14 protein-coding genes are annotated in these 21,994 nt (G+C 71.8%); 11 read left to right on the forward strand and 3 right to left on the reverse strand.

Going from position 1 to position 21,994, the window contains the following annotated elements; genetic code table 11:
• The first annotated feature begins 135 nt into the window (after nt 1-135).
• From ABEA87_RS29320 to ABEA87_RS29360, 9 genes are all read left to right on the forward strand, one after another.
• Nucleotides 136-1,413 (forward strand): tetratricopeptide repeat protein, encoded by a 1,278-nt coding sequence (locus ABEA87_RS29320; RefSeq protein ID WP_345635060.1) that lies wholly within the window; start codon nt 136-138, stop codon nt 1,411-1,413.
• 442 nt (nt 1,414-1,855) lie between these two features.
• Nucleotides 1,856-3,121 carry a hypothetical protein gene (locus ABEA87_RS29325; RefSeq protein ID WP_345635062.1) on the forward strand — a complete coding sequence of 422 codons (1,266 nt, stop codon included), beginning with the start codon at nt 1,856-1,858 and terminating at the stop codon, nt 3,119-3,121.
• 22 nt (nt 3,122-3,143) lie between these two features.
• Nucleotides 3,144-4,175 carry a transporter substrate-binding domain-containing protein gene (locus tag ABEA87_RS29330; RefSeq protein ID WP_345635064.1) on the forward strand — a complete coding sequence of 344 codons (1,032 nt, stop codon included), beginning with the start codon at nt 3,144-3,146 and terminating at the stop codon, nt 4,173-4,175.
• A complete protein-coding gene (locus ABEA87_RS29335; RefSeq protein ID WP_345635066.1) occupies nt 4,172-5,263 on the forward strand; it encodes a hypothetical protein in 1,092 nt (363 codons plus the stop codon). Before ABEA87_RS29330 ends, ABEA87_RS29335 begins: the two co-directional genes overlap by 4 nt.
• Complete coding sequence (locus ABEA87_RS29340) at nt 5,260-7,392, forward strand: tetratricopeptide repeat protein (protein WP_345635068.1); 2,133 nt, start codon at nt 5,260-5,262, stop codon at nt 7,390-7,392. The genes ABEA87_RS29335 and ABEA87_RS29340 overlap by 4 nt, the downstream gene beginning before the upstream one ends.
• A gap of 5 nt (nt 7,393-7,397) precedes the next feature.
• Entirely contained in the window at nt 7,398-8,816 is a 1,419-nt protein-coding gene (locus tag ABEA87_RS29345) for a vWA domain-containing protein (RefSeq protein WP_345635069.1), read from the forward strand.
• Complete coding sequence (locus tag ABEA87_RS29350; protein WP_345635071.1) at nt 8,813-10,444, forward strand: hypothetical protein; 1,632 nt, start codon at nt 8,813-8,815, stop codon at nt 10,442-10,444. The genes ABEA87_RS29345 and ABEA87_RS29350 overlap by 4 nt, the downstream gene beginning before the upstream one ends.
• Nucleotides 10,445-10,644: 200 nt before the next feature.
• Nucleotides 10,645-12,441: a serine hydrolase gene (locus ABEA87_RS29355; RefSeq protein ID WP_345635072.1), complete on the forward strand. Its 1,797-nt coding sequence runs from the start codon at nt 10,645-10,647 to the stop codon at nt 12,439-12,441.
• Nucleotides 12,442-12,738: 297 nt separating this feature from the next.
• Nucleotides 12,739-13,578: a DUF72 domain-containing protein gene (locus tag ABEA87_RS29360; protein WP_345635156.1), complete on the forward strand. Its 840-nt coding sequence runs from the start codon at nt 12,739-12,741 to the stop codon at nt 13,576-13,578.
• 40 nt (nt 13,579-13,618) lie between these two features.
• Here ABEA87_RS29360 and ABEA87_RS29365 read toward each other — a convergent pair whose 3' ends face one another.
• Entirely contained in the window at nt 13,619-14,458 is an 840-nt protein-coding gene (locus ABEA87_RS29365) for an SAM-dependent methyltransferase (RefSeq protein WP_345635074.1), read from the reverse strand.
• Between the two features lie 636 nt (nt 14,459-15,094).
• Between ABEA87_RS29365 and trpC the strand changes: the two genes are divergently transcribed.
• Both trpC and ABEA87_RS29375 read left to right on the forward strand, forming a co-directional pair.
• Complete coding sequence (gene trpC / locus ABEA87_RS29370) at nt 15,095-15,901, forward strand: indole-3-glycerol phosphate synthase TrpC (RefSeq protein ID WP_345635076.1); 807 nt, start codon at nt 15,095-15,097, stop codon at nt 15,899-15,901.
• A 136-nt stretch (nt 15,902-16,037) separates the two neighbouring features.
• Nucleotides 16,038-17,111 carry a hypothetical protein gene (locus ABEA87_RS29375; RefSeq protein ID WP_345635078.1) on the forward strand — a complete coding sequence of 358 codons (1,074 nt, stop codon included), beginning with the start codon at nt 16,038-16,040 and terminating at the stop codon, nt 17,109-17,111.
• Between the two features lie 73 nt (nt 17,112-17,184).
• Here ABEA87_RS29375 and ABEA87_RS29380 read toward each other — a convergent pair whose 3' ends face one another.
• A complete protein-coding gene (locus ABEA87_RS29380) occupies nt 17,185-18,864 on the reverse strand; it encodes a glucuronyl esterase domain-containing protein (protein WP_345635080.1) in 1,680 nt (559 codons plus the stop codon).
• Between the two features lie 438 nt (nt 18,865-19,302).
• A complete protein-coding gene (locus tag ABEA87_RS29385) occupies nt 19,303-21,942 on the reverse strand; it encodes a M14 family zinc carboxypeptidase (RefSeq protein ID WP_345635082.1) in 2,640 nt (879 codons plus the stop codon).
• Nucleotides 21,943-21,994: the final 52 nt, after the last annotated feature.

Raw genomic sequence — 21,994 nt, forward strand, 5'->3', positions numbered from 1 at the left:
CGGCTGACCGATCGCGGGTGACCGATCGCTGGGGTGACCGTCGTCTGTGGACGGCGCGAATTGGGGGAGATTTCGCCGACAGGGATCGGGCACAATGGCCGCCGGCACCGTAGGTTCGAGGCGGAGGATGGCTTGGTGGGTCCGGAACTGGCACAGATCTGGGAACTGGTGGAGGCGGGCGACGTGCAGGGCGTCCTGCGCGGCCTGCGACCGATCGCCGACACCATCGGCATCGAGGACCTGGCCCGGGTCATGGGCCGGGTCGCCGGGGTCGTCGGGTTCACCGACCTGGTCGACGCGTCGGCCGCCGTCGCCGCCGATCCCGCCAACCCCATCGGCCTTTACGACTTCGGGTACGGCTGCGTCGAGCACGGCGTCGCGTACCTCGCCGTACCGGCGCTGTCGGCCGCGTTGCGCGCGGCTCCGGAGTCGCGGAGGGTGCTGACCGAACTCGTCGCCGCGCTGGAGTCGGAGTACCGGCACCAGGAGGCGGTGACGCTGCTGGCGGAGCGCGAGCCGACACTGCGCGACTGGCCCGAACGGTACCTGCTGGTGTTCAACGCCATCATGGCCGGCCGGCTCGACGTGGCGGCTCGGCACTTCGAGCGCCTGACCGAGCCGGAGGACCGGCAGTGGGCGCCGGCGCGGGAGCGGGTGCGGCACATGCTCGATCGCGCCGCGCTGGCTCGTACCGTGCGCCCGCTGGATGGTGAGGATCTGCGCGGCTGGCACTTCGTGGTGGGTGGCGGGGTGCTGGCGACCCTGTCCCCGTACGGATTCCAGCACGGCATGACCGGACGCTACGCCTACCTCCAGGATGACTACGGGCACTGCCTGCGGGGACTGCACCGGCTGCGCCTGATCCTCCGGGCGGCGGGGCGGCGCCCGGCGACGGTGTCGCTGCTGCCCGACCGGTCCAGCCAGATCCTGGGCAGGGCCGCGGCCGAACTGTTCGGTCTGCCCGCGGTGCCGTTCGACCCGAGCCTGCAGGACACCGTGGTGGTCGCCTACGACCTGTCCGACGTTGACCAGCAGTCCGCCGCCGCGCTGCGCGAGCGGGCGCCGGGCCAGGTGCTCTTCGAACAGGCGACGTGCTGGACCCAGCCGCCGGCGGTCACCGCGGACGTCAGCGGGCTGCTGTCGCAGTTCGTCGTCCCGCCATGGGGTGAGCGTCTGGGGGGTGGCCCGGACAACGAGGTGAGCCAGGAGCCGGCGGACGACCGGCCGGTCGAGACGCTGGCCGCGCAGGTTCTCGGCGCGGACCCCAAGCCCGACACCGGCGACGGCGAGACGCCCGAGGACTCCGACGAGTCGCTGTCGGCGTTCGTGGCCGGCCTGCGCGACCTGTGGCTGACCGGGCCGCGGGACCGGATGCGCTCGCCGGGCCCGGTGCGCAGCTCCCGGTTCGCCTGACACGACGACAGCCACCCGGCGCCGCCGACGCGGGCCGGCGGTGATCGAGCGTGCCGGCGGTGATCGGCCGCGACGGCGGTGGCCGGGCGTGCCGCGGTGATCGGCCGTGCCGCGGTGGCCGGGCGTGCCGCGGTGGCCGGGCGTGACGGTGGTGATCGGGCGTGACGGCGGCGCCGGGTGATGGTCGGGACCGGGCCCGCGTGCTGGGCGGCGGTGTCACGGGCGGGGCCTTGCGCGCGACCATGGCCGCAAGGGTGATCGATGGCGGCCGGGCTCAGGAATTTGGACGAAACAATGCGGATTTTTGGCCAAATCGCGCGTGCAATTCTTGGCGCGGCACCGGACGTGTGCGATTCTCGGTGCTTACCACACTGCTCAGCCTGGTCCAGATCCCCGCCGCCATCGGGGTACGCCCGACAATCGAGTGGTAGGGAAACCGGTCGTGCGAACTGGCAGCGCCATGATCGATGCCATCAGTATGCCGAGCGATGGGGTCGGGCATCGGGCCGGCCGGATCTCCGGGCGCAGCCCGACACTGATCACGGTGTTCGGCGCCGGAATCGGGATCCTGGCGGTGTTGACCGCGTTCGTGGCGATGTTGTCGATCGATCCGTCCGAGGCACTGGGCCGGCAGTCCGCCGTGGACGCGACCGAGGCCAGCGCCGACGCCCGGCTGATCTACAGCCGGCTGGCCGACGTGGACTCCGACGCCAACGCGATGTTCCTGGTGCCGGCGAGCGCTCCGGCGTCCGCCACGCTCCGTGACAGCTACCAGGACGCGATCGCCGCCGTGGCGAACGCGATCAACCAGTCGGTCCGCCACGAGCGTGGCAGCGACCGGATCGGCACCATCTCCACCGAGTTCCAGGTGTACCAGTCGGTGATCGCCAAGGCGCTCCGGCTCAACTCCGACGCCACCCGGGACGTGCTCGCCGCCGCGTACGCCCACGAGGCGAGCGACTACCTGCGCGGTACGCTGCTGGCCTCGGCCCAGCGGATGTGGCAGGACGAGTCGCGGCGGGTCGACCAGGCCCGGTCGCGGGGCAGGTGGTGGCTGGCGGTCTCGGTGGCCATGCCGCTGGTCGACCTGGCGGCGCTGATCGTGCTGCAACGCTGGCTGTGGCGGCGAACCCACCGGAGGCTGAACCCGGGTCTGCTCGCCGCGACCACGCTCGTCCTGGCGGTCCTCGTGCTGTACCTGACCGTCGCCAGCCACTGGTCGACGGCCAGCGGCCGGCTGCAGGCGACCGAGACCGCGGTGCGGGCGGAGAACGCCACCCAGATTCAGGTCGGTGACCTGGTGGCCGCGCGGGCCGAGGTCTACCTGGCAATGGGTGCCGGGGTGGACACGACGGTCCACGAGGCCAACTTCGAGCGGTACGCGCACTGCGACCGGCCGTCCGGCGCGTACCGGACGCTCTGCCAGGACCAGCGGGGCGCGTGGGACCAGCAGCAGAACGGCAACGCGGCGCAGCGCTCCGGCGCGATCGCCCGGGTGCTGCCGGGCGGGCTGGTCGACCAGGATTTCACGGCGGTGAGCCGATCGCTGCAGCGCACCATCGACGCGCAGGACGTCGTCACCCGGTCCGCGCTGAGCAGGATGCCGGGCGCGCCACCCGCGGTGGGTGGGCCGGCGTCCCTGCTGGCGGTGCTGGCCGCCGCCGGCGCCGTCCTCGGTCTCTGGATCCGGTTGACCGACTACCGCTGACGAACGGGAGGTGTGAGCGACGATGCGCAACCGACGGGCCTTGGCGGGGTTCGCCACCGTGCTCGCCCTGGTCCTCGGCGTCGGCGTGCTCGGCGGCTGCGCCGGACCGGAGCCCACGCTCGACGACCCGCTCGCGGCGCTGCCCGCCGGTGCGGTGTTCGCCTCGGCCGGGCCGACCGCCGCCGAGGACACCTCCTGCGACCCGCGCCGAAGCCTGCCAGCCATCGCGTCGTACCGGCCGCAGAGCGGTTTCCTGACGATCGGCGTCGACCAGGCGGACGCCACGATGAGCCACTGGGACCCGGTGACGCAGACCTTCGCCGGGTTCAACATCGACCTGGTCAAGCAGATCGCGCAGAGCATCTGGCCGGATGGTCACCCGCTGGACCACCTGCACTTCGTGGTGGTGCCGCCCGGCGCCGGCGGGTTCGACGCGCTGCTGCGCCACGAGGTCGACATCGTCGCCACCTCGTTGACCGCCACCTGTTCCCGCGGCAAGCGGGTCGCCTTCTCCGACGACACCCTCGACTCGGGCCAGTCCATCCTGGTCCGCAAGGACGCCAGCGGCGCGCCCCGCTTCGACAGCCTGGCCGCGCTGCGCGGGCAGCGGGTCTGCGCCGCCGCGGACACCACCTCGATCGACAACCTGTTCAACTTCGGCGGGCTGCGGGTGGTGCGGGTGGACAACGTCATCGACTGCCTGGTGATGCTGGAGCAGGACCAGGTGGCCGCGGTCAGCACCGACCACAACATCCTGCTCGGCTTCCAGGGCATGACCGACGACACGATAGTGCCCGACACGCCCAGCAACGACCGCGCCGCGTGCTCCCACCACGACGCCACCCCGTGCCCGTGGGTCAGCGACGAGCCGCACGCGTTCGCCCTGCGACCGGACGACACGCAGCTGCTCGGCTTCATCAATCACGTCCTGGAGAGCCCGGCCGGCCGGACCGCCTGGACCGCCAGCCACGACAGGTGGCTGCCGGAGCACCACGACGACGGCGATCCTCAACCGCCGCCGCCCTACCAGAGCACCACCTGGCCGTTCCCGTGAGCGCGGCCTGGGAGCCCGATCGCCTGCGCCGGGAGCGCGACCGGCTGGACACCTTCCGCGCCGCGCTGAGCTACGACAACGGGCCGACGGCCGGGGCCTGGACCGTGGACCGGCTGCGGGTGGCGCACGACCGGCTGGCGGCGGCGCTGCTCGCGCTGCCGGCGCATCCGCTGCCGGCCGACGCGATCGGCGCCACCGGCCAGGCCGCGGTCGAGGTGGCCGATCACCGGCAGCGCTTCGATTGCCTGCACCTGGCCCTGGGCGCCCTCGTCGATCAGGCCGCCGAGGTTGACCCGGGCGGGGTCTGGGCGCTGCTCGCCCGGCCGGTGCGGGTGGTGTTCACCGCCGCCACGAAGGACCCGGTGCAGACCGAGGACCTGCCCGTCGCCGAGCTCGTGGCCGCGGCGGGCGCCGAGGTGGCCGCCATCCGGCGGATCGTGGACGGGTACGCCGCCGACCTCGCGGCGCTCGCCGACGCGCTCGAGCGTGCGGGCGGTGTGATCCGGGAGCTTCCCGAGCCGGACCGGGCGCCGCTGCTGGCCCGGCTGCCGGCGATCACCGACCCGGTCGGGCAGGCCCGCGACGGCCGGTGGCATGAGCAGCTCGCGATGCTGCGGGCGGAGACGCGCGGGCTGGCGGCGGTGGGGAAGCTGCGCGAGGCGATGGGCCGGCTGCGATCGCTGTTCGACGACGCGCGCGCCGAGCAGCTGGGCGACGGCGTCGACCCGCTCCCCAAGCTCGGGCTCGCACCGCTGCTGGGCCGCGTCGACGCGCTCGAACCGGCGTGGCGCGAGGGTAACCGGTGGAACGTCGAGTCGGTCGAGGGTCTGCTCGTGGAGCTGACCGGCGCCACCGGCAACGTGGACGAGGCCCGCCAGCGCCTGCGGGTGCAGTGCTGGTCCGAGCTGACCGGGATGCTGGAGGCGTACCGGCAGCGGGCGGCGAACGAGGGCCACGGTGAGACGCCGCGGCTGCTGTCGCTGGACCGGACGGCGACGAGGCACCTGCACGCGCGGCCGTTCCTGATCCGGCCGGCCGCCCGGGCGGTGCGTGCGTACATCCGCGCTGTGAACGAGGAGAGCGGATGACCACCACCCGACGCCGGACCTGCGCCGACCGGGGCTGCCCCGGCAAGGTGGACGAGGACGGCTTCTGCCTCAAGTGGGGCTACCCGTGCGACGGCAAGGCCGGCCCGCCGGAGCCGGTGACCGTGCCGGGGATGCGGATTCCCACCTCCCCCCGGGTCAACCCATGGGACGAGCCGGTGGAGATCCCGCCCACCAGCGGTCAGGATCCGCTCGTCCTGCCGACCGACGACTTCGCGGTCCCCGAGACGAGACGGTACTGCCCGGCCTGCCACCGCCGGGTGCAGCGGGTGGCCGGCTTCTGCTCGTCCTGCGGTACCCGCTACTCGTTGACGCCGCCGCTGCGCAAGGGCGAAGTGCTGGCCGGCCACGAGATCATCCGGGCGCTCGGCCACGGCGGCGTCGGCTGGGTGTTCCTCGCCGCAGACCTCGACACCGACCGCAAGCTGCGGGTGCTCAAGGGCCAGCGCAACCCGCGGGACCGCAACGCCCGTGAGGCGTTCGAACTGGAGCGCCGGGCACTGGTCGACCTCGACCACCCGGGGATCGTCGCGATCACCCGGGTGGTCCCCCCGCAGGTCCCGGACGGCGTGTTCTACCTGGCGATGGAGTACGTGCGCGGCCGTACCCTGGAGGACGCCCGGCTCACCGCGGGCAGCGCGGGCCAGCCGGTCGCCGCCGTCGCCGCCCAGGTGCTCAGCTGGGGCGAGCAGATCCTCGAGGCGCTGGGCTACCTGCACCAGTCCGGCTGGCTGTACTGCGACCTGAAGCCGGACAACGTGATGCTCACCGGCACCCGGATCAAGATTATCGACTTCGGTGCCGTGCGCCGGATCGACGACCGGACCAGCACCCCGTGGGGTACCCGTGGCTTCGAGGCGCCCGAGGTACAGGAGCGTGGCCCGGCCGGCCCCAGCGTACGGTCGGACCTGTACACGGTCGGCCGCACGCTCGGAGCCCTGACGCTGGCCACCCGCACCACCGAGTTCCTGCGCCGCTTCCCGCCGGGTACGGATCCGCGGTCCATCGTCACCCGTGACACCCTCGACCCGTTCATCCGCCTCCTGGCCCGGGCCACCGCGACCGATCCGGCGGATCGCTTCGGCACCGCCGAACAGATGAGGGAGCAGCTTGCCGGGGTGCGCCGGCAGCTGCTCGCGGTGCACGAGGGCACGCCGCAGCCGGGCCGCTCGGTGCTGTTCAGCCCGGTGTCGCGCGAGTTCGCCCAGCACCTCGACGTCGGCGAGGTGGACCCGCTCGACGCGGTGCGCGCGCTGCCGGTGCCGCTGGTCGCCGCCGACGACCCGGCGGTCAGCTTCCTCGCCTCGCTCGGTTCGCTGGATCCGGCGCAGCAACTGGCCGCGCTCGAGGGTCCGCCGGTCGACTCGCCGGCGGTCGCGTACCACCGCATCCGCGCGCTGCTGGCAGCCGGCCGGCCGGGTGAGGCGCGGGAGGCGGCCGGGGCGCTGCCCGACCGGCCCGGTGACTGGTCGGGCTGGTGGCACCGCGGGCTCGTGGCGCTGGCCGGTGCCGACCACGCCGCCGCCCGGCAGTGGTTCGACCGCGTGTACGGCTGGCTGCCGGGCGAGATCGCCGCCCGCCTCGGCAACGCGGTCGCCAGCGAGCTGGCCCGGGACTGGCCAGCGGCGGCCGGCGACTACCGCGGCGTGTGGCGCACCGACCACAGCGCGGTCGCGGCCGGGTTCGGCCTGGCCCGTGCGCTGCTCGCGGTCAAGGACCGGTCCGCCGCGGCGGAGGTGCTACTCGCGGTGCCGGCCGGCGCGGCGGCCGCGGTCACCGCCCGTACCGGCGCCATCGACCTGCTCATCGAGCCGGCCGACGCGGCCCGGTTCGCCGACGTGCTGCGGGCCGCGGCGATAGTGGAGGAGCTGAACGTGCCCGGTTCCCAGGGACTGCGGCTGCGCATCCGGGTCCTGCGCGCCGCGCTGAACTGCACCGACCGGCCGGACCGGCACCCCGGCGGCCTGTTCGGCGAACCGGTCGACGAGAACGGGCTGCGCTGGGCGCTGTACCGGCAGCTGCGCCGGCTCGCCGAGCAGACCCGCGACAGCGTCCTGCGGTGCGCCCTGGTCGACCTGTCCTACACTTTCCGGCCGGCTACCTGGTGGTGACCAATATGCAGCTGAGCACCTCGGTGCACTACAACGAATACCTGCCGGCGGACGACGCGGTGGTCAACATCGTGGTGAGCGTGCGGGCCGAGCCCGGCGGCGACGACCGGCCCGCCGGCCGGCACGCCGAGGTGATCCTGCTGGACTGCTCCGGATCGATGGCCGCGCCGCAGGAGAAGATCTACAATGCCCGGCTGGCCGCCATCGGCGCCGTCGACGCGCTGCCCGACGGCGTGGCGTTCGCGGTCGTCGAGGGCACCGACCAGGCCACCATGGTGTACCCGTCGGAGACCAAGCTGGCCGTGGCGGATGAGCAGACCCGCGCCGCCGCGAAGGACCGCATCCGCCGGTTGAGGCCGCACGGCGGCACCGCCATCGGCGCCTGGCTGCGACTGGCCGACCGGCTGCTGGACACCGATCCCGGCGCCATCGGCCACGCGCTGCTGGTCACCGACGGGCGCAACGAGACCGAACCCCGTGCCGTGCTGGAGGCGGCGGTGGCCGCCTGCGCCGACCGGTTCACGGTGGACTGCTGGGCCATCGGCGCCCGGGACGGGCGGCACGCCTGGAGCGGCGACGAGTTGCTGATGGTCGCCGCGGCGTTGGGCGCGAACCCGGTGGTCCCGGTCGAGGATCCCGACGTGCTGGTCGCCGAGTTCACCACGCGGCTGCGCACCGCGATGTCCCGCCGGATCGCGAACGCGTCGCTGACCGTGCGCACCGCCGCGGTGGCCCGGGTCCGTTCGATCAAGCAGGTACATCCGACGATCACTGACCTCAGCGCGCGGGGGATACCCGGCTCGGACGCGGCCACCGACTACCCGACCGGCGCCTGGGGGCCGGGGGAGCGCCGGGACTTCTTCCTCACGCTGGAGGTGCAGCCGATGCCGTCCGGGTCGAGCCGCCGCATCGCCTGGATCGGTATCGGCGCCGGGGAGCCGGATCCCCGCATGTCGCCGGTGCAGGTCACCTGGTCGCACGAGGTGGAGCAGGAAGGCTCGACGCACGGCGCGGTGGAGCACTACACCCAGCACCAGACCCTGGAGCGCAGGCTGACCGAGGCCCGCGAGGCGTTCGAATCGGGCCGGCACGCCGAGGCGGAGCAACTGCTCGGCGCCGCGGTGCGGGTCGCGTTCCACCTGAATGACCGCGACCTGCTCGACCTGCTGCGCCGGCTGTGCGAATGGGACGATCCGGAGCACGGCGTGGTCACCCTGCGGCCGGACATCCGCGACGATCTCTGGCCGCCATTCACCGTGCTGAGCGCGCGCACCGGGGCGTGGCGACCGGACCCGGGCGAAGCACCGCGGTCCTCGCCCGGCCAGGCCGCCGCCCCCGACGGACCCTGCCCGCGGTGCGGCTTCGGCGAGCGCACCGGTTACTACTGCGACGTTTGCGGCTACCCGGGGGCGGAGTCCGCGTGATCCCGCCGTTCGACCTCGACTGGTGGAACGAGGTGGCGAGCGTCATCGGCGGCATCGTGGCGGTCGGTGGCGTCGCGATCGGCGCGGCCCGGATCCTGCGCGACCGGCGGCAACCCAAGGGCCGCGCGTCCCCGCTGGGCGGCCTGATCCAGGAGCTGCGGGACGCCGACGCGATCAAGTCCTACCCGCTGACGTCCCCGGTCCCGCTGCTGTCCGACGAGTACGTGCCCCGTACCCTCGTCGCGCGCGAGGGCGGCGACCAGGCCGTGACCGAGGCCGCGCTGCTGTCGCCGAAGGCCGGCAACGCGCTGGTGATCGGCGAACCGGGCAGCGGAAAGACGGCACTGGTCAAGCACGCCGCCGCCGAGTCCGCGCGGCACCTCATCGGGCTGAACCCGAAGCAGTGGGGCAGGGCCGGTGCGGTGATCGTGGTGTTGCCCGCCGCCGCGCTGGTACACCGTTCGCTGCCCGCCGCGCTCGCGCCCAGGGCGCCGAGGGCGGACTTCTCCCGGCCCCCGCTGCCCGGGCGCCGCTGGCTGGTCTGCGTGGACGCGCTGGACGCCGTCACCGATCCGGGCGCCCGGGCCGCGGTGCTGTCCCGGCTCGCCGGGCTGACCGGCGCCGACCCGTGGCAGGTGCTCGTCACCACCCGCCAGCTGCCGGCCGACGAACTGGCCGCGCTGACCCGGCACGGGTACACCGCGTACCACCTCACTCCGTTCGACGACGAGGCGTTCCGGCGGTGCGCTCACGCCTGGACGGGCTCCGGTGCCGAGGCCTTCACCGAATGGGTCAGCCGGCGCAATCTCGACGCGCTCACCCGCATACCGCTGTTCGCCGGCATCGCCGCCCAGCTGTGGCGGCGCGAGGCGGTCGGCGAGGCGGCCGGCCCGGCCGAACTGCTCGACAGGTTCGTGCAGCACCTGCTCCCCGCCGGCCGGGCGCCGCTGGACGAGGCGTGCGAGAAGCTCCGGGCCCGGCTGCCGCACGGTCGCGACTTCGCGGACCGGCTCGCCGGCCTGCACCAGCCGCTCGTCGAGGTCGCCGCGACCGCCGTGCTGGCGGAGCGGAACCCCGTCGAGGCGGTCGTCGCCTGGACCGCACGGCAGGCCGGGGTGGCGCCGGCCGAGCTTCCGGCCGACTGGCCGGAGCACGTCCGCCGGATCCTCGGCGCGACCGGCCTGTTCACCCCCGAGGAGTTGGCGCCGGTGTGGCGTCGGGTCATCGAGCACCTGGCGGCCGGCCCGATCGCCCGTGGCGACGGCGATCCGGCCGGCGACGAGCCGGTGACCGCGCAGACCCGTGGCGTGCAGAGCGCCGCCCTGGCGCGCGTCGACCCGGATCGGACCCGCGCCCAACTGGCCGACCCGGCCGGGGTGCTGGCCGCCGGGTACTGGCTGGTGTCCGGCGAGGTGGACGATCCGGAGCTGCGGGCCGACATCCTGGCGGCGCTGCTGGCCGGCTGGACCCCGCCGAGGGCCGACGGTGAGTGCTGGTCGCTGCTGGCCAGCTACGACACGACCGCCGAGCGCCGCCGCGAACTGCACGCGGTCGCCACCGATCCGGACCGCCCCTCCCGGGTGCGCCGGGCCACCACCCAGTTCCTCGCGCTGCGCCGGACGAGCTGACCCTCCCCCGCCGGCCCGCTTGTCCGCCCTATGGGGTTGTGGGCCCTGCCTTCGGAAACAGTCCGATTATCGCGGTATGAAACTTATACACTTTCTGTTACCTGTCGTCACCCCTGCGGATCCATCCGGGCCGCCGGACACGTGACCCCCTCCGCGCCGCGGCAGGGGTTGGCCAACCTACCGCCACGCGGAGGCAGTCGATGATTTTTGGACGTACCTTGCGCGCCGCGGCGGTCATCGCCACCGCGGCCAGCCTGACCCTGGTCTCCGCGTCGGCGGGGACGGCCTCGTCCGCGGGGTTGACCTCGCCCGCCGGGCCGGGCACGCCCGGCGGTGGGCCGCCCACGGTCACCGCCGATGACATCCGGTTCGCGCACCCGCCGAAGGCGCTGCGGTACGGCAGCGCCGAGTCGGTGGGCCTCCTTCCGCGCTACATCGACCAGATCTACGACGACATTGCCGCCGGCCTGCGGCCGCAGCCCGCGCCACCGATGCAGCCGCTCTACCCCGGCGCGGTCGCGCTGGCGGGGCACGACGGCACCATCGTCGCCCAGGACGCCGCCGGCTACGCACTGCTCTACGCCAACCGCGGCGGCGACAAGCTGCCGCCGGACCAGCGGATAGCGATGCGGCCCGACACCATCTTCGATGTGGCGTCGATGACCAAGATATTCACCTCGACCGCCGCCGTGCAGCTCATCCAGGCGGGCCGGATCGGGCTGAACGACCCGGTCGTGAAGTACATCCCGGAGTTCGCCTCGCACGGTAAGTCCGACATCACGATCCGCGAACTGCTCACCCACACCTCCGGACTGCCCGCCGATCCGGACCCGTCGCTGTGTACCTACCCGACGCACGACGAGCAGTGGGCCGCCGTCTACGACGTGACGCCCATCGCGCCGCCGAACACGACCTACCTGTACGCGGACATGAACATGATGGTGATGGGTAAGGTCATCGAGGTTGTCACCGGGCAGACTCTCGACCGGGTGATCGCGCAGCGCATCACGCGGCCGCTGGGGATGACCGAGACGATGTTCAACCCGCCGGCCTCGCTCAGGCCGCGCATCGCCGCCACCGAGTTCGAGCCCGGCCGCGGCCTGGTGTGGGGCACCGTGCACGACGAGAACGCATTCTGCCTCGGTGGGGTCGCCGGCCACGCCGGTGTCTTCTCCACCGCGCACGACCTCGCCATCCTGGCGCAGGCGCTGCTCAACGGCGGAGTGTACGGCGGGGCCAGGATCCTCTCGGAGGACTCCACTCGGCTGTTGTTCACGAACTACAACCAGGCGTTCCCGACCCACGAACACAGCCTGGTCTTCGAACTCAACCAGCGCCGGTACATGGACGCGATGAGCTCACCGGTGACCGCCGGGCAGACGGGCTTCACCGGTACTTCGATTGTCATCGATCCACTGGCGCACTCGTTCATGATCCTGCTCACCAACCGGGTACACCCCGACCGCGACCGGGGCAGCATCAACCCGGTACGCGCCGCCGTCGCCCGCGATCTCGCGCTCGCGCAGCCGGTCCCCCCGTCGCAGGGCCCGACCCACTGGTACTCGGGCACGGCCACCGCCACGACGGCGACGCTGACCATTCCCGTCTCCCTTCCCGCCACCGGCGCCCGGCTGTCGTTCGATCTGTGGTACGACACCGACGTGACCGATATCGGCGCGCTGGAGGCGTCGTCGGACGGCGGCGCGACCTGGCACCTGGTGCCGCTGTCGCTGTCCGTGAACGGCGACCAGTGGCAGACCGACGGCACGTTCTCCGGGTTCGAGGGCCGGCAGTGGTTGCGGGCGTCGGCGGGGCTGCCACGTGGAGCCACCAACGTGCGCTGGCGCTACACCACCACCGACGCGTTCTACCGGGGCCGGGGCATCTATGTTGACGGCGTGCGGGTGGTCGGCAACCGGGAAGTCCTCTTCGACGACCGGCGGCCCGGCGACGCCGCCCTGTTCCAGCCCGTCGGCTGGATCCGCAACCGGACCTGATCCCGCGACCACCGGCATGAGGCGGGTGCCCGACCTGGCAGAGGTCGGGCACCCGCGCTGCCGCGGCACCACGATAGGGTCCCGGATGGTGCTGCACGCCGGCGGGCGGCGCGAGCGCACCCGGTCCGGACTTGCGGATCTGCCCGAGCGGTGGACCCACGCGATCACGGTGGCCGAGATCGACCTCCAGGTCCGGGAGACGAACCACGCTGACTGGCCCGCCGATCGGTGCCCGCGGGCGCGGCCCGACGGCCGGGATGGTGAGATCGGGTCATGCGACTTCACGTGGGATGCGCGATGTGGACCCACCGGTCGTGGCAGGGGCGGCTGTGGGATCGCGCGGTGCCGCCGGGGGAACGCCTGCGGCACTACGCCGGCTGGTGCGACGCGGTCGAGGGGAACACCACCTTCTACGCCACGCCGGCCAGTCACACCGTGGCGACCTGGGCGCGGCAGACCGACCCCGCCTTCCGGTTCGTCGTCAAGCTGCCGAAGCTCATCACGCACGAACGCCGGCTGACCGACACCGACGAACCGCTGGGCGCCTTCCTGGACGCGATCGAACCGCTCGGCCCGCGTACCCACGCCCTCTGGGTCCAACTGCCGGCATCCTTCGGGCCGGCCGACGTTCCGGCACTCGACCGCTTCCTGCGCCGGCTGCCCGCGGCCCACCGGTACGCCGTGGAGGTTCGCCACCCCGCGTTCTTCGACGATCCGCGCTCGACCCGACTGCTGGAAGGGGTGCTCGCGAACGTCGACGCCGAGTGGATCCCCTTCGACACCACGGTCTTCTTCCAGTCCCCGCCGACCAGCGACGCGGAGCGGGACGCCTGGGCCAAGAAGCCGCGTACGCCGCGCCGATCGCTCGCGCTGACCGATCGGCCGATCGTCCGGTACCTCGGCCGCGACGACTCCACGCGCACGGTCGAGGGCTGGCGGCACTGGGTCACCGTGGTCGGCGAGTGGCTGCGGGAGGGGCGCGCCCCCACCGTGTTCATCCACACTCCGGACAACGCCGACGCGCCGCTGCTGGCCTGTCGGTTCCACGACGAGGTGCGTTCGCGGGTGCCCGAACTCGAGCCGCTGCCCGAGCCGCTACCGGACGAGCCACCGGACGAGCCGCTGACCCTGTTCTGAGCGGCCGCTTCTGAGTGGCCGACCGCCCGCCCGGCGACCGTCAGCCGGTCTTGCCGCCCACCCCGGCGACCATGCCGACGCGCCGGGGATCGGCTCCGGGCTCACCGTCGTCATCGGCTGCGTTGTCGGCTCGATCGTCCGGCCGCCACTCGGGCACCCAGACCAGGCCGGGCGGGACCAGCGCGTACCCGTCGAAGAACCGCTGTACCTCGGCGCGGGTGCGAAGCCCGCCCGGGGTGGCGGTCCGCCGGTACACGGCCTCGACCTCCGTGGCCGCCCGCGCGTCGATCGCGTCGCTGACCGGGTGCGAGACCACCACGTGGCTGCCCGGGGCCAGCGCGTCGCGCAGCGCCGCGGCCGCCCGGTACGTCCCCTCGCCGGGCAGGAAGTGCAGCATGGACACCATCAGCAGCCCGACCGGCCGGCTCAGGTCCAGCACAGCCCTGGTCCGGGCACGACGCAACAGGTCGAGCAGTTCGGCGGGGCGGCGCAGATCCGCGACGATGGCCGTGGCCCGGGTGTTGCCCTCCAGTAGCTGCTGCGCGTGACTGATCGCGACCGGGTCGATGTCGACGTATACCACTCGGGCGTCCGGGTCCAGTCCTTGCGCGATCTCGTGGACGTTGCCGACCGTGGGCACCCCCGAACCGATGTCGAGGAACTGCCGAACCCCGCTGGCGACGAGAAACCGCACCGCTCGGCGCAGGAACGATCGGTTGGCCCGGGCGATCAGGGGGGCCTGCGGCATGGCCTCGATCACCCGCCGGGCCGCCTCCCGATCCGCCTCGAAGTTGTGGCTCCCACCCAGGAAGTAGTCATACATCCGTGCCGCGCTGGGCACGTTCGGGTCGATGTCGCGTGCCCAGTATTCGGGATCCATGCGGATGCCGTTCCTTGTCGCGGCCAGGGCCGAGCGGCCCGGTGTGGCTACCCTGTCGCGGACATCCTGGCAGATCGCGCCGCCGTGGCGGACCCCGCGCCCCCGGTGCGGTTCGGCGGATCCTCATCAAGATCGCTGAATGGGGCTCGTGACCTGGGCGACACGGCGTGGTCTCCATCACCGGCGCTGGATGAACCGGTGGCGCCGCCGCGTCGTGACACATGTCGGGGTGCCACCGCAGAGCCGTCCGATAATGCGACAGTGGGGGGATCGTCGTCACGGCGGCTCGGGGGGAGCGGTGACTGCCGAGGAAGCGGCTGCTTTCGGGGGAGCAGCCGCTCTTGGGGGAACGTTGCGGCTGCGAACGCCGCGAGGGAGATGCTTCCCTGGGTCGCGGTGCTTCCTGGACGGCGGTGCTTCCCGGGTTGTGGTGCCTCCCAGGTTTGCGGTGTTTCCTGAGTTGCGGTGCTCTCGGGGTCACGGTGCTCTCGGGGTCACGGTGTTTGCGGGGGTCACGGTGTTTGCGGGGGTCACGGTGTTTGCGGGGGTCACGGTGTTTGCGGGGGTCACGGTGCTACCCGGGTTGCGGTGTTTCCGGGGAGCCGATGCTTCGCGGGGGAGAAGAGGGTGAGAGAGATGGAAAGCGTTCTGGATCAGATCCTGGTGGGTGTCCGGGAGGACGTGGCCCGCCGGCAGGCGGAGGTGGGTCTCGGCGCGATCACGGCGCGCGCGGTGGAGGCGGCGCCGGCGCGGGACGCGTTCGGCGCGTTCAGCGCCCCGGGGGTGTCGGTGATCGCCGAGGTCAAGCGACGGTCACCGTCGAAGGGCGAACTGGCGGACATCCCGGATCCCGCGCGGCTGGCGGCCGACTACGCGGCCGGCGGGGTGAGCTGCGTCAGCGTGCTCACCGAGGAGCGGCGCTTCGGCGGTTCGCTCGCGGATCTGGTGGCGGTGCGGGCGGCCGTCGACGTACCCGTGCTGCGCAAGGACTTCGTCTTCTCCGAGTACCAGGTGCTGGAGGCTCGGGCGTACGGCGCCGACCTGGTGCTGCTGATCGTCGCGGCGCTTCCGCAGGATCTGCTGCGCGGCCTGCGGACGCTGGTCGAGGACGAGTTGCGGATGACGGCGTTGGTCGAGGTCCACGACGAGGAGGAGCTCGACCGGGCGGTCGACGCCGGGGCGCGGGTGATCGGCGTCAACGCGCGCAACCTGCGCACCCTCGAGGTCGACCGGTCGGTGTTCGAGCGGCTCGCCCCGCGCATTCCCGACGCGGCGGTGAAGGTGGCCGAGTCCGGCGTCAGGGGGGCGGACGACCTGCTGCGCTACGCGGCGGCCGGTGCGGACGCGGTGCTCGTCGGGGAGGGGCTGGTCACGACGCGCAGCCCCCGGGAGGCGGCGGCGGCGCTGGTGGCGGCCGGGGCGGCGGTCGCGTCGCGGTCGTGACCCGCGTGGCTCGTCGTTGATGTCCCCAACCTCCCCGGGGATCGCCCGCGCTGGTCCGTGGCGACACGCACCGGTCGTGCCGGTTTGACGCGGGTTGTATCGTCGGCTGCCGGATGATCGTTTCAGGGGAGGGTTCATGCGCCTTGTTCGCGCGGCGGCGGCAGGACTGATCGCGATGGTGACGTTGGCCGGCTGCGGAGCGCACGCCGCCAAGCCGTCGGACGCCCCGACGCTCGCCGCCGGGGCGTACGGCACGGGCGAGGGACTGGGTGTGGGGGTGGACGACCCGTCGACAGCCCCGTCGCCGGCCAAGTCGGTCGCCGCGACCGGGTCGAGCACGGCGGCGCCGGGCGCGACCCACGCCGCCGCCAAGGTGACCAGCGGCACGGCGACCGGCGGCGGCAAGGCGACCTCGACCTCCGGGCCCACCGCGGCCCCGATTCCGCGCGGGCAGAAAGAGGTGGTCCGGTACGGCGTGCCGATCTCGGGCTATCCCGCGCTGCTCGACGAGGCGATGGCCGCAGGGTACCGGCCGGTGTACCTGGACGGCTACGACGTCGGCTCGGCCGCCTACGTCAACGCGGTGTTCCGCCCCGCCGACGGGGTCGGGTGGTACCAGTACATCGAGATGTCGGCCAGCGGCTACCAGAGCAGGTTCGACAGCCTGAAGAGCCAGGGCTACCGCCTCGTGTCGGTGGAGAGCTACCTCAACGGTGGGCAGGTCCGGTACGCGGGGCTGTGGTCCAAGTCCTCCGGCCCGGCCTCCTTCGCGTTCCACGGGTACACCGCGACCAACTACCAGACCATGCTGGACAAGGAGACGGCGGCCGGGTACCTGCCGGCCAACGTGTCGGTGGTCTCCGTGAGCGGCGCGCTGTCCTACACCGGCCTGCTGGTCAAGCGGGGCCTGGGCAGTTGGGAGCTGAAGAGCACCCTGTCGCCCACGGACTACAACACGCTGTTCAAGCAGGAGCTCAAGGCCGGGTTGGCCCCGGCCTACCTGAACGCGTACACGCAGAACGGCGCCGTCAAGTTCGTCGCGCTGTTCGCCTCGTCGCCCGCCGTGCAGTTCGAGGAGCACAGCGGACTGTCGGCGACCCAGGCGGTCAGCGATACCGCCACCGAGGAGAAGGCCGGATACCTCACCAGTTCGGCGGCCGGTTACGACGACGGCGGCCAGACCCACTTCATCGTCTGCTGGTCGCACTGAACGGGCTCATCGCTGACGGATCGAACCGGGGGCCTGGGCAACCAGGCCCCCGGTTCGATCGCGGATGCCGCGGTCAGGGACTGGTGCAGGTCGGCGCCGGCGTCGCCGCGTTGCCGGTGCCGGTCATGCCGAACGTGGTCGAGGCGCCGGCGCCGAGCGCGCCGTTGTAGGACAGGCTCTTCACGGTGACCGCCGAGCCGCTGGTGGTCAGCGTGCCGTTCCAGAGCTGGCTGATGGCCTGGCCGTTGGCCAGCGTCCATCGCACGGTCCAGCCGTTGATGGCCGACGAGCCGGCATGCACCGTGACCTCACCCTGCCAACCACCGGGCCACGAGTTGACGGCGCGGTACGTCGCGGTGCAGGCGCCCGCCGGGGGTGGCGAGGTCGGTGGCTCGGACGTGGGCGGCTGGGAGGTCGGCGGTGCCGAGGTCGGTGGCGGTGAGGTCGGCGGGGCTGAGGTCGGCGGGGGGCTCGACGGCGACGGGGTGGTCGGTCCGCTGTCGGTCAGCGTCGGGGTCTGCCAGTCCCGCCAGTCGGCCAGGTTGCCGGACTTCAGGCTGGACACCCGGATCACACCGGCCGCGTTGCCCGTCCTGAGCAGGAACTTCTGGAGGTTCTGCTGCAGTGGGGTCTTCCACTCGGGCCGTACCGCGCAGTGCGTACCGTCCTGGACGTCGGACCAGTAACTGATGTTGTCTCCCGCACCCAGCGCCTTGTACACCTCCGCCCCGGCCAGCGCCGCGACGCTGCCCGACCGGGCGGCCAACCAGTCGATGTGCGGGTTCTCCATCAGGAACAGCCCGCGCGGCGCCACCATCGCCACCATCTCGTGCGTGTCCACCGGCAGCGTGTTCGGGTTACCCGTGAACGAGCTGAACGCGTCCCCCAGCCACGGCTGCTCCGAGTAGGCACTGCTCAGCGGCTGGGCCCCAGACTCCCCGACGATCCCGCGGAAAATCGGAGCGCCGGCGCTACCCGACTCGACCGGCATGGTCAACGCTATCCGCTCGTCGAACGCGCCGGTGACGAAGGCGCCCTTGCCGTACCGCGAACAGCCCGTGACACCCAACGCGTCGGCCTTGAGGATGCTCCCACCCGACTGCTGGATGACATCGATGATCCGGCTGACTCCCCAGGCCCAGGCCATCAGCAGACCCGTGCTGCTGGACGAGCCGTAGAGGCTGTAGAACGCGCCCTGCTTGTTGTTGCGGGGTGTGCCCTCGGCACCGACCGTCAGCGGGTTGTAATTGATGATTCCCACCCCGGCACCCTGGATGGTGGCCGTGTCCGCGCCCAGTCCCGCGAACACCACCACGGCCGGGAACGGGCCGTTGCCGCTGGGCAGGCTGACGCTCGCGGAGAAGCTGGCGCTCCTGCCGTTGTCCGAGACGTTCACCGTGATGCTCGTGCGCGATACGGTTCCGGTGACACTCGCCGGCTTGGCCGGCTTGGCGCCGTACACGTAGCGCTCGGCCTGCTGCACGATCTCCTCCCGCCGGCACGGCCACTGGGACTTGGCCGTGATGCGGGTGCCGTCCAGCTTCTTGAACGGATCGGGGAGCTTGGCGTTGGAGGTCAACGAACCGGGCAGCGATACCGGACAACCGGCGCCCTCGTCCTCCACCCCGATCGGCGCGGGCGCGGCGGCCTCGGCGGTCACCATCGTTACCGCCGCGGCGACCGAGAGCGTCGCCGCGGCCACCAGCACGACGACCGCCGAGCGGATTCTTGAGCGGCCCGAGCGAATGATCACTAGTGCTCTCCCTTCCGGGTGGGGTGACGCACGCGACGACCGAGATCGACAGTCACGGATGTCGATGCATGTCCAAAGGGTCGAGCAAGACAGCGGCGTGCGTCAATACTCTTCCGGAAGTTTCTGCCGCGATCGGTGCCCGGCCCCGAGCGACGGGTACCGCGGGCGCGCGGGTCGCGGCGCCGGACCCGATTCGCGGTACCTGCCGATCCGGCGTCACGGTGCGGTTCGGGCGAGCGTCGGCGGCGCCGAGGGTCCGCGCGGCCGGCTCCGCGGACGAGATTCGGTCCCGGAAGTTTTCCGATAGGAAGATCCATCCCCGGGCCGGCGCATGGCGCGCGACCGTCCCGGGTCACGCGCACCGCGCGGCTCACGGCGAGGGGGCCTGCCGACCAGCGTCGGCAGGCCCCCTGGCCCTTCAGTGGCGTGCTTGCGGTACTAGTGAGCGGACAGCGTGGCGAACGACGGCTGCGAGACCATCTGCGTCGCGCTGACCGGCTTGGACGGGCCCTGGTAGATCATGTTCGCTACCACCAGCCAGTCGACCTTCGTCCAGGCGCGGAAGTTCAGGTCGGTACCGGCGATCGTCGCCTGCCCGTTGCCGACCTTGAAGGTCGCGATGTTCGACGCGCCCTTCAACGCGTCCGAGCCCGACTCATAGCCGCTGGCCAGCAGCGTCGAGGAGTCGTTCGGGTACGACGACGCGACCTGCGCGTTGGTGGTGTCGGTGATCTTCCAGGCCGGGTTGTTGTCGTACCAGACCGGCCACTGCTGCGGCATGCCCCAGGCCGCCGGTACGGTCGGGTCGTAGGTGGCCCGCAGGTCCGAGCCGGGCACGTTCACCGCCGAGGTCCGGACGTTCTGCATGGGCAGCCCGAGCAGCTGCTGGGCGGTGGTCGATGCGCTGCCCAGGGCGATCAGGTTGCCGCCGCCGGTGACCCAGTCGTGCAGTTCGCTCCACCCGGTCGCGCCCGCGCCAGCGGCCCACGCCCAGTCGGGCGGGTAGTTGGCGGTGTTCAGGCCGTTCTGGATGGTGTTCTGCGAGACCCCGTCGCCGAGGATGATGGTGTCGAACTGGCCGAGGTCGGCGTAGTCGTCGTGCGTGACGGCCTGCCAGTTCACGTGGTACTCGTCCATCATGTACTCCAGCCAGCCGCCCGGCTGCTGGTTCAGGCCGCGGATCAGCCCGACCTTGGTGCCCGGCTTGAGCGCGAAACCCTGCACCTGCGGCGTCTGGTTGCTGGCGTAGACCGGGATACCGGTCGCGGCGGCGGCCTTCTGCAGGACGCTACGCGCCTGCCCGGACGGCGGAATCACGATGGTGCCCGGGGCGAAGGTGTGCCCGGCCGAGGTGAACTGCGCGGCCGTGCGGAAGGTCTGCAGGTTCGCCGACTGCAGTGCCGACAGGAACGAGGCGATCCCGTACGAGTTCGGGTCGACCAGGTACGCGCCGTGCGTCGCCGGGGCCGGCGGCATGGTCACCTTGGCCGGGGCGATGCCGTGCAGCAGCTTGAGCGGCGCGTCGAACGCGGTCTTCACCGAGTCGACGGTCACGCCCAGCTCCATGGGCAGGTTGTCGGTCATCTCGCTGTACGGGAAGATGAGCGGACACGTCGAGCAGGCCCGCACATCGGGATACTGGTCGACGTTGAGGATCTCGCTGGCGTAGCGTCCCAGCGGCTGCTGCACCTTGATGACCCAGGAGCCCGCCGGGTAGGTCTTCCCGTTCGCCGAGAAGGCCGCGGTCGCCTGGTTGATTTCGACCTTGCTGAAGTCCAGGGTGCTCAGCAACTGGTACACGGCGTACGGGTCGCGCTGGTTGGCCGGGACAACGTAGGCGTAGGGGCCGCCGGTCCAGGTCATGGCGTCGCTGGCCACCGTGTACAGGTTGTTGTACAGGTAGGTCTGCGGGTCCTTCGCGACCTCATCGACCGCGCCGTAGATGGCGTCATCCGTGTACTTCACGGCCTGCTCGAACGTCCAGGTCGTGGAGTTGTACGGGTTCGGGCAGTCCATGCTGTTGGCCTGGTCGCTGATCGGACCGCACGCCAACGGCTTCCCGTTCGTACTGGTGACCGGGTACACGAGGTTGTTCAGCTGGGCGATCTCGTTGATCAGGATCGACGAGCCGGTGTACGAATCGCGGTCGGCCACGTCGGCCGTCCAGAAGACACCGTAGGAGTTGCCGTGCCCGACGCCGGTGTCACCGACGGCGGTCATCGCCTCCGCCTGGCTCAGCCCGAGCTTGCCGGCGGTCTCGATGGTGTTCGGGTCGATCTCGTTGCCCAGCGGCTCTTCGTACGGTGCGGTGTACAGGCGCGGCGCGTTGGACGCGTCCTGGTGGATGAGCTCCTGATACACCGGGTGGTACATCTCGAACAGCTGCTCCCGGGCCCGGGATTCGGGAAGGTTGAACTGGTACCAGTCGCGGTTGTCGTCGTGACCGGCGTAGTGGCTGTACAGGTCCGGGTAAATGCGGCTGTAGCTGGTGTCCGCGGTCTGGTTGAAGTAGTCGTTGACGAGCATCTGCCCGTCCGGGTTCTGCGACGGCACGAAGAGCATGACCGTGTTGTTCAGCACCCGGTTGGTGAAGTCGGACTTCTCCGTCGCCAGCCGGTAGATCGCGTTGATGATCGACGGCGTGCCGACCTCTTCGGTCGAATGGATTGTCCCTTCGACGTAGACGACCGGGACGGTCTTCTTCGCGAGGTCCTGCGCCTGCTTGGCGGACAGGCCCCGCGGATCCGACAGTTTGGCGTTGTCAGCCATGATCTGCTTGATGTTGCCCAGGTTCTTCGCCGAACTCACCAGAACGTACGGGTAGTCATTACCCAGCGACGTCTTGGCGAAGTTCGTGTACGTCACGAGGTTCGACCGGTCGCCGATCAGGCGCAGATAGTCGGTCGCCTGATCCCAGGTCTGTAGCTCTCCCGTGGCGCCCATGTCGAATCCGAAGTACTGCTTGGGCGAGGGGATGCTGCCCCCCTTGCTGTTGACGGCCGCCACCGTCGTTTTCTGGTTCTGCTGCGAATGTTGCGCGGGTGCGGACATGAACAGTGCGGCCAGGACGCCAACCACACCCAGCGGAACGATGGCTGGGTAGCGTCGCGAGAGCCGGCCCGCCCCTAAG

Source organism: Rugosimonospora acidiphila (assembly GCF_039543385.1).
Lineage (GTDB): Bacteria > Actinomycetota > Actinomycetes > Mycobacteriales > Micromonosporaceae > Rugosimonospora > Rugosimonospora acidiphila.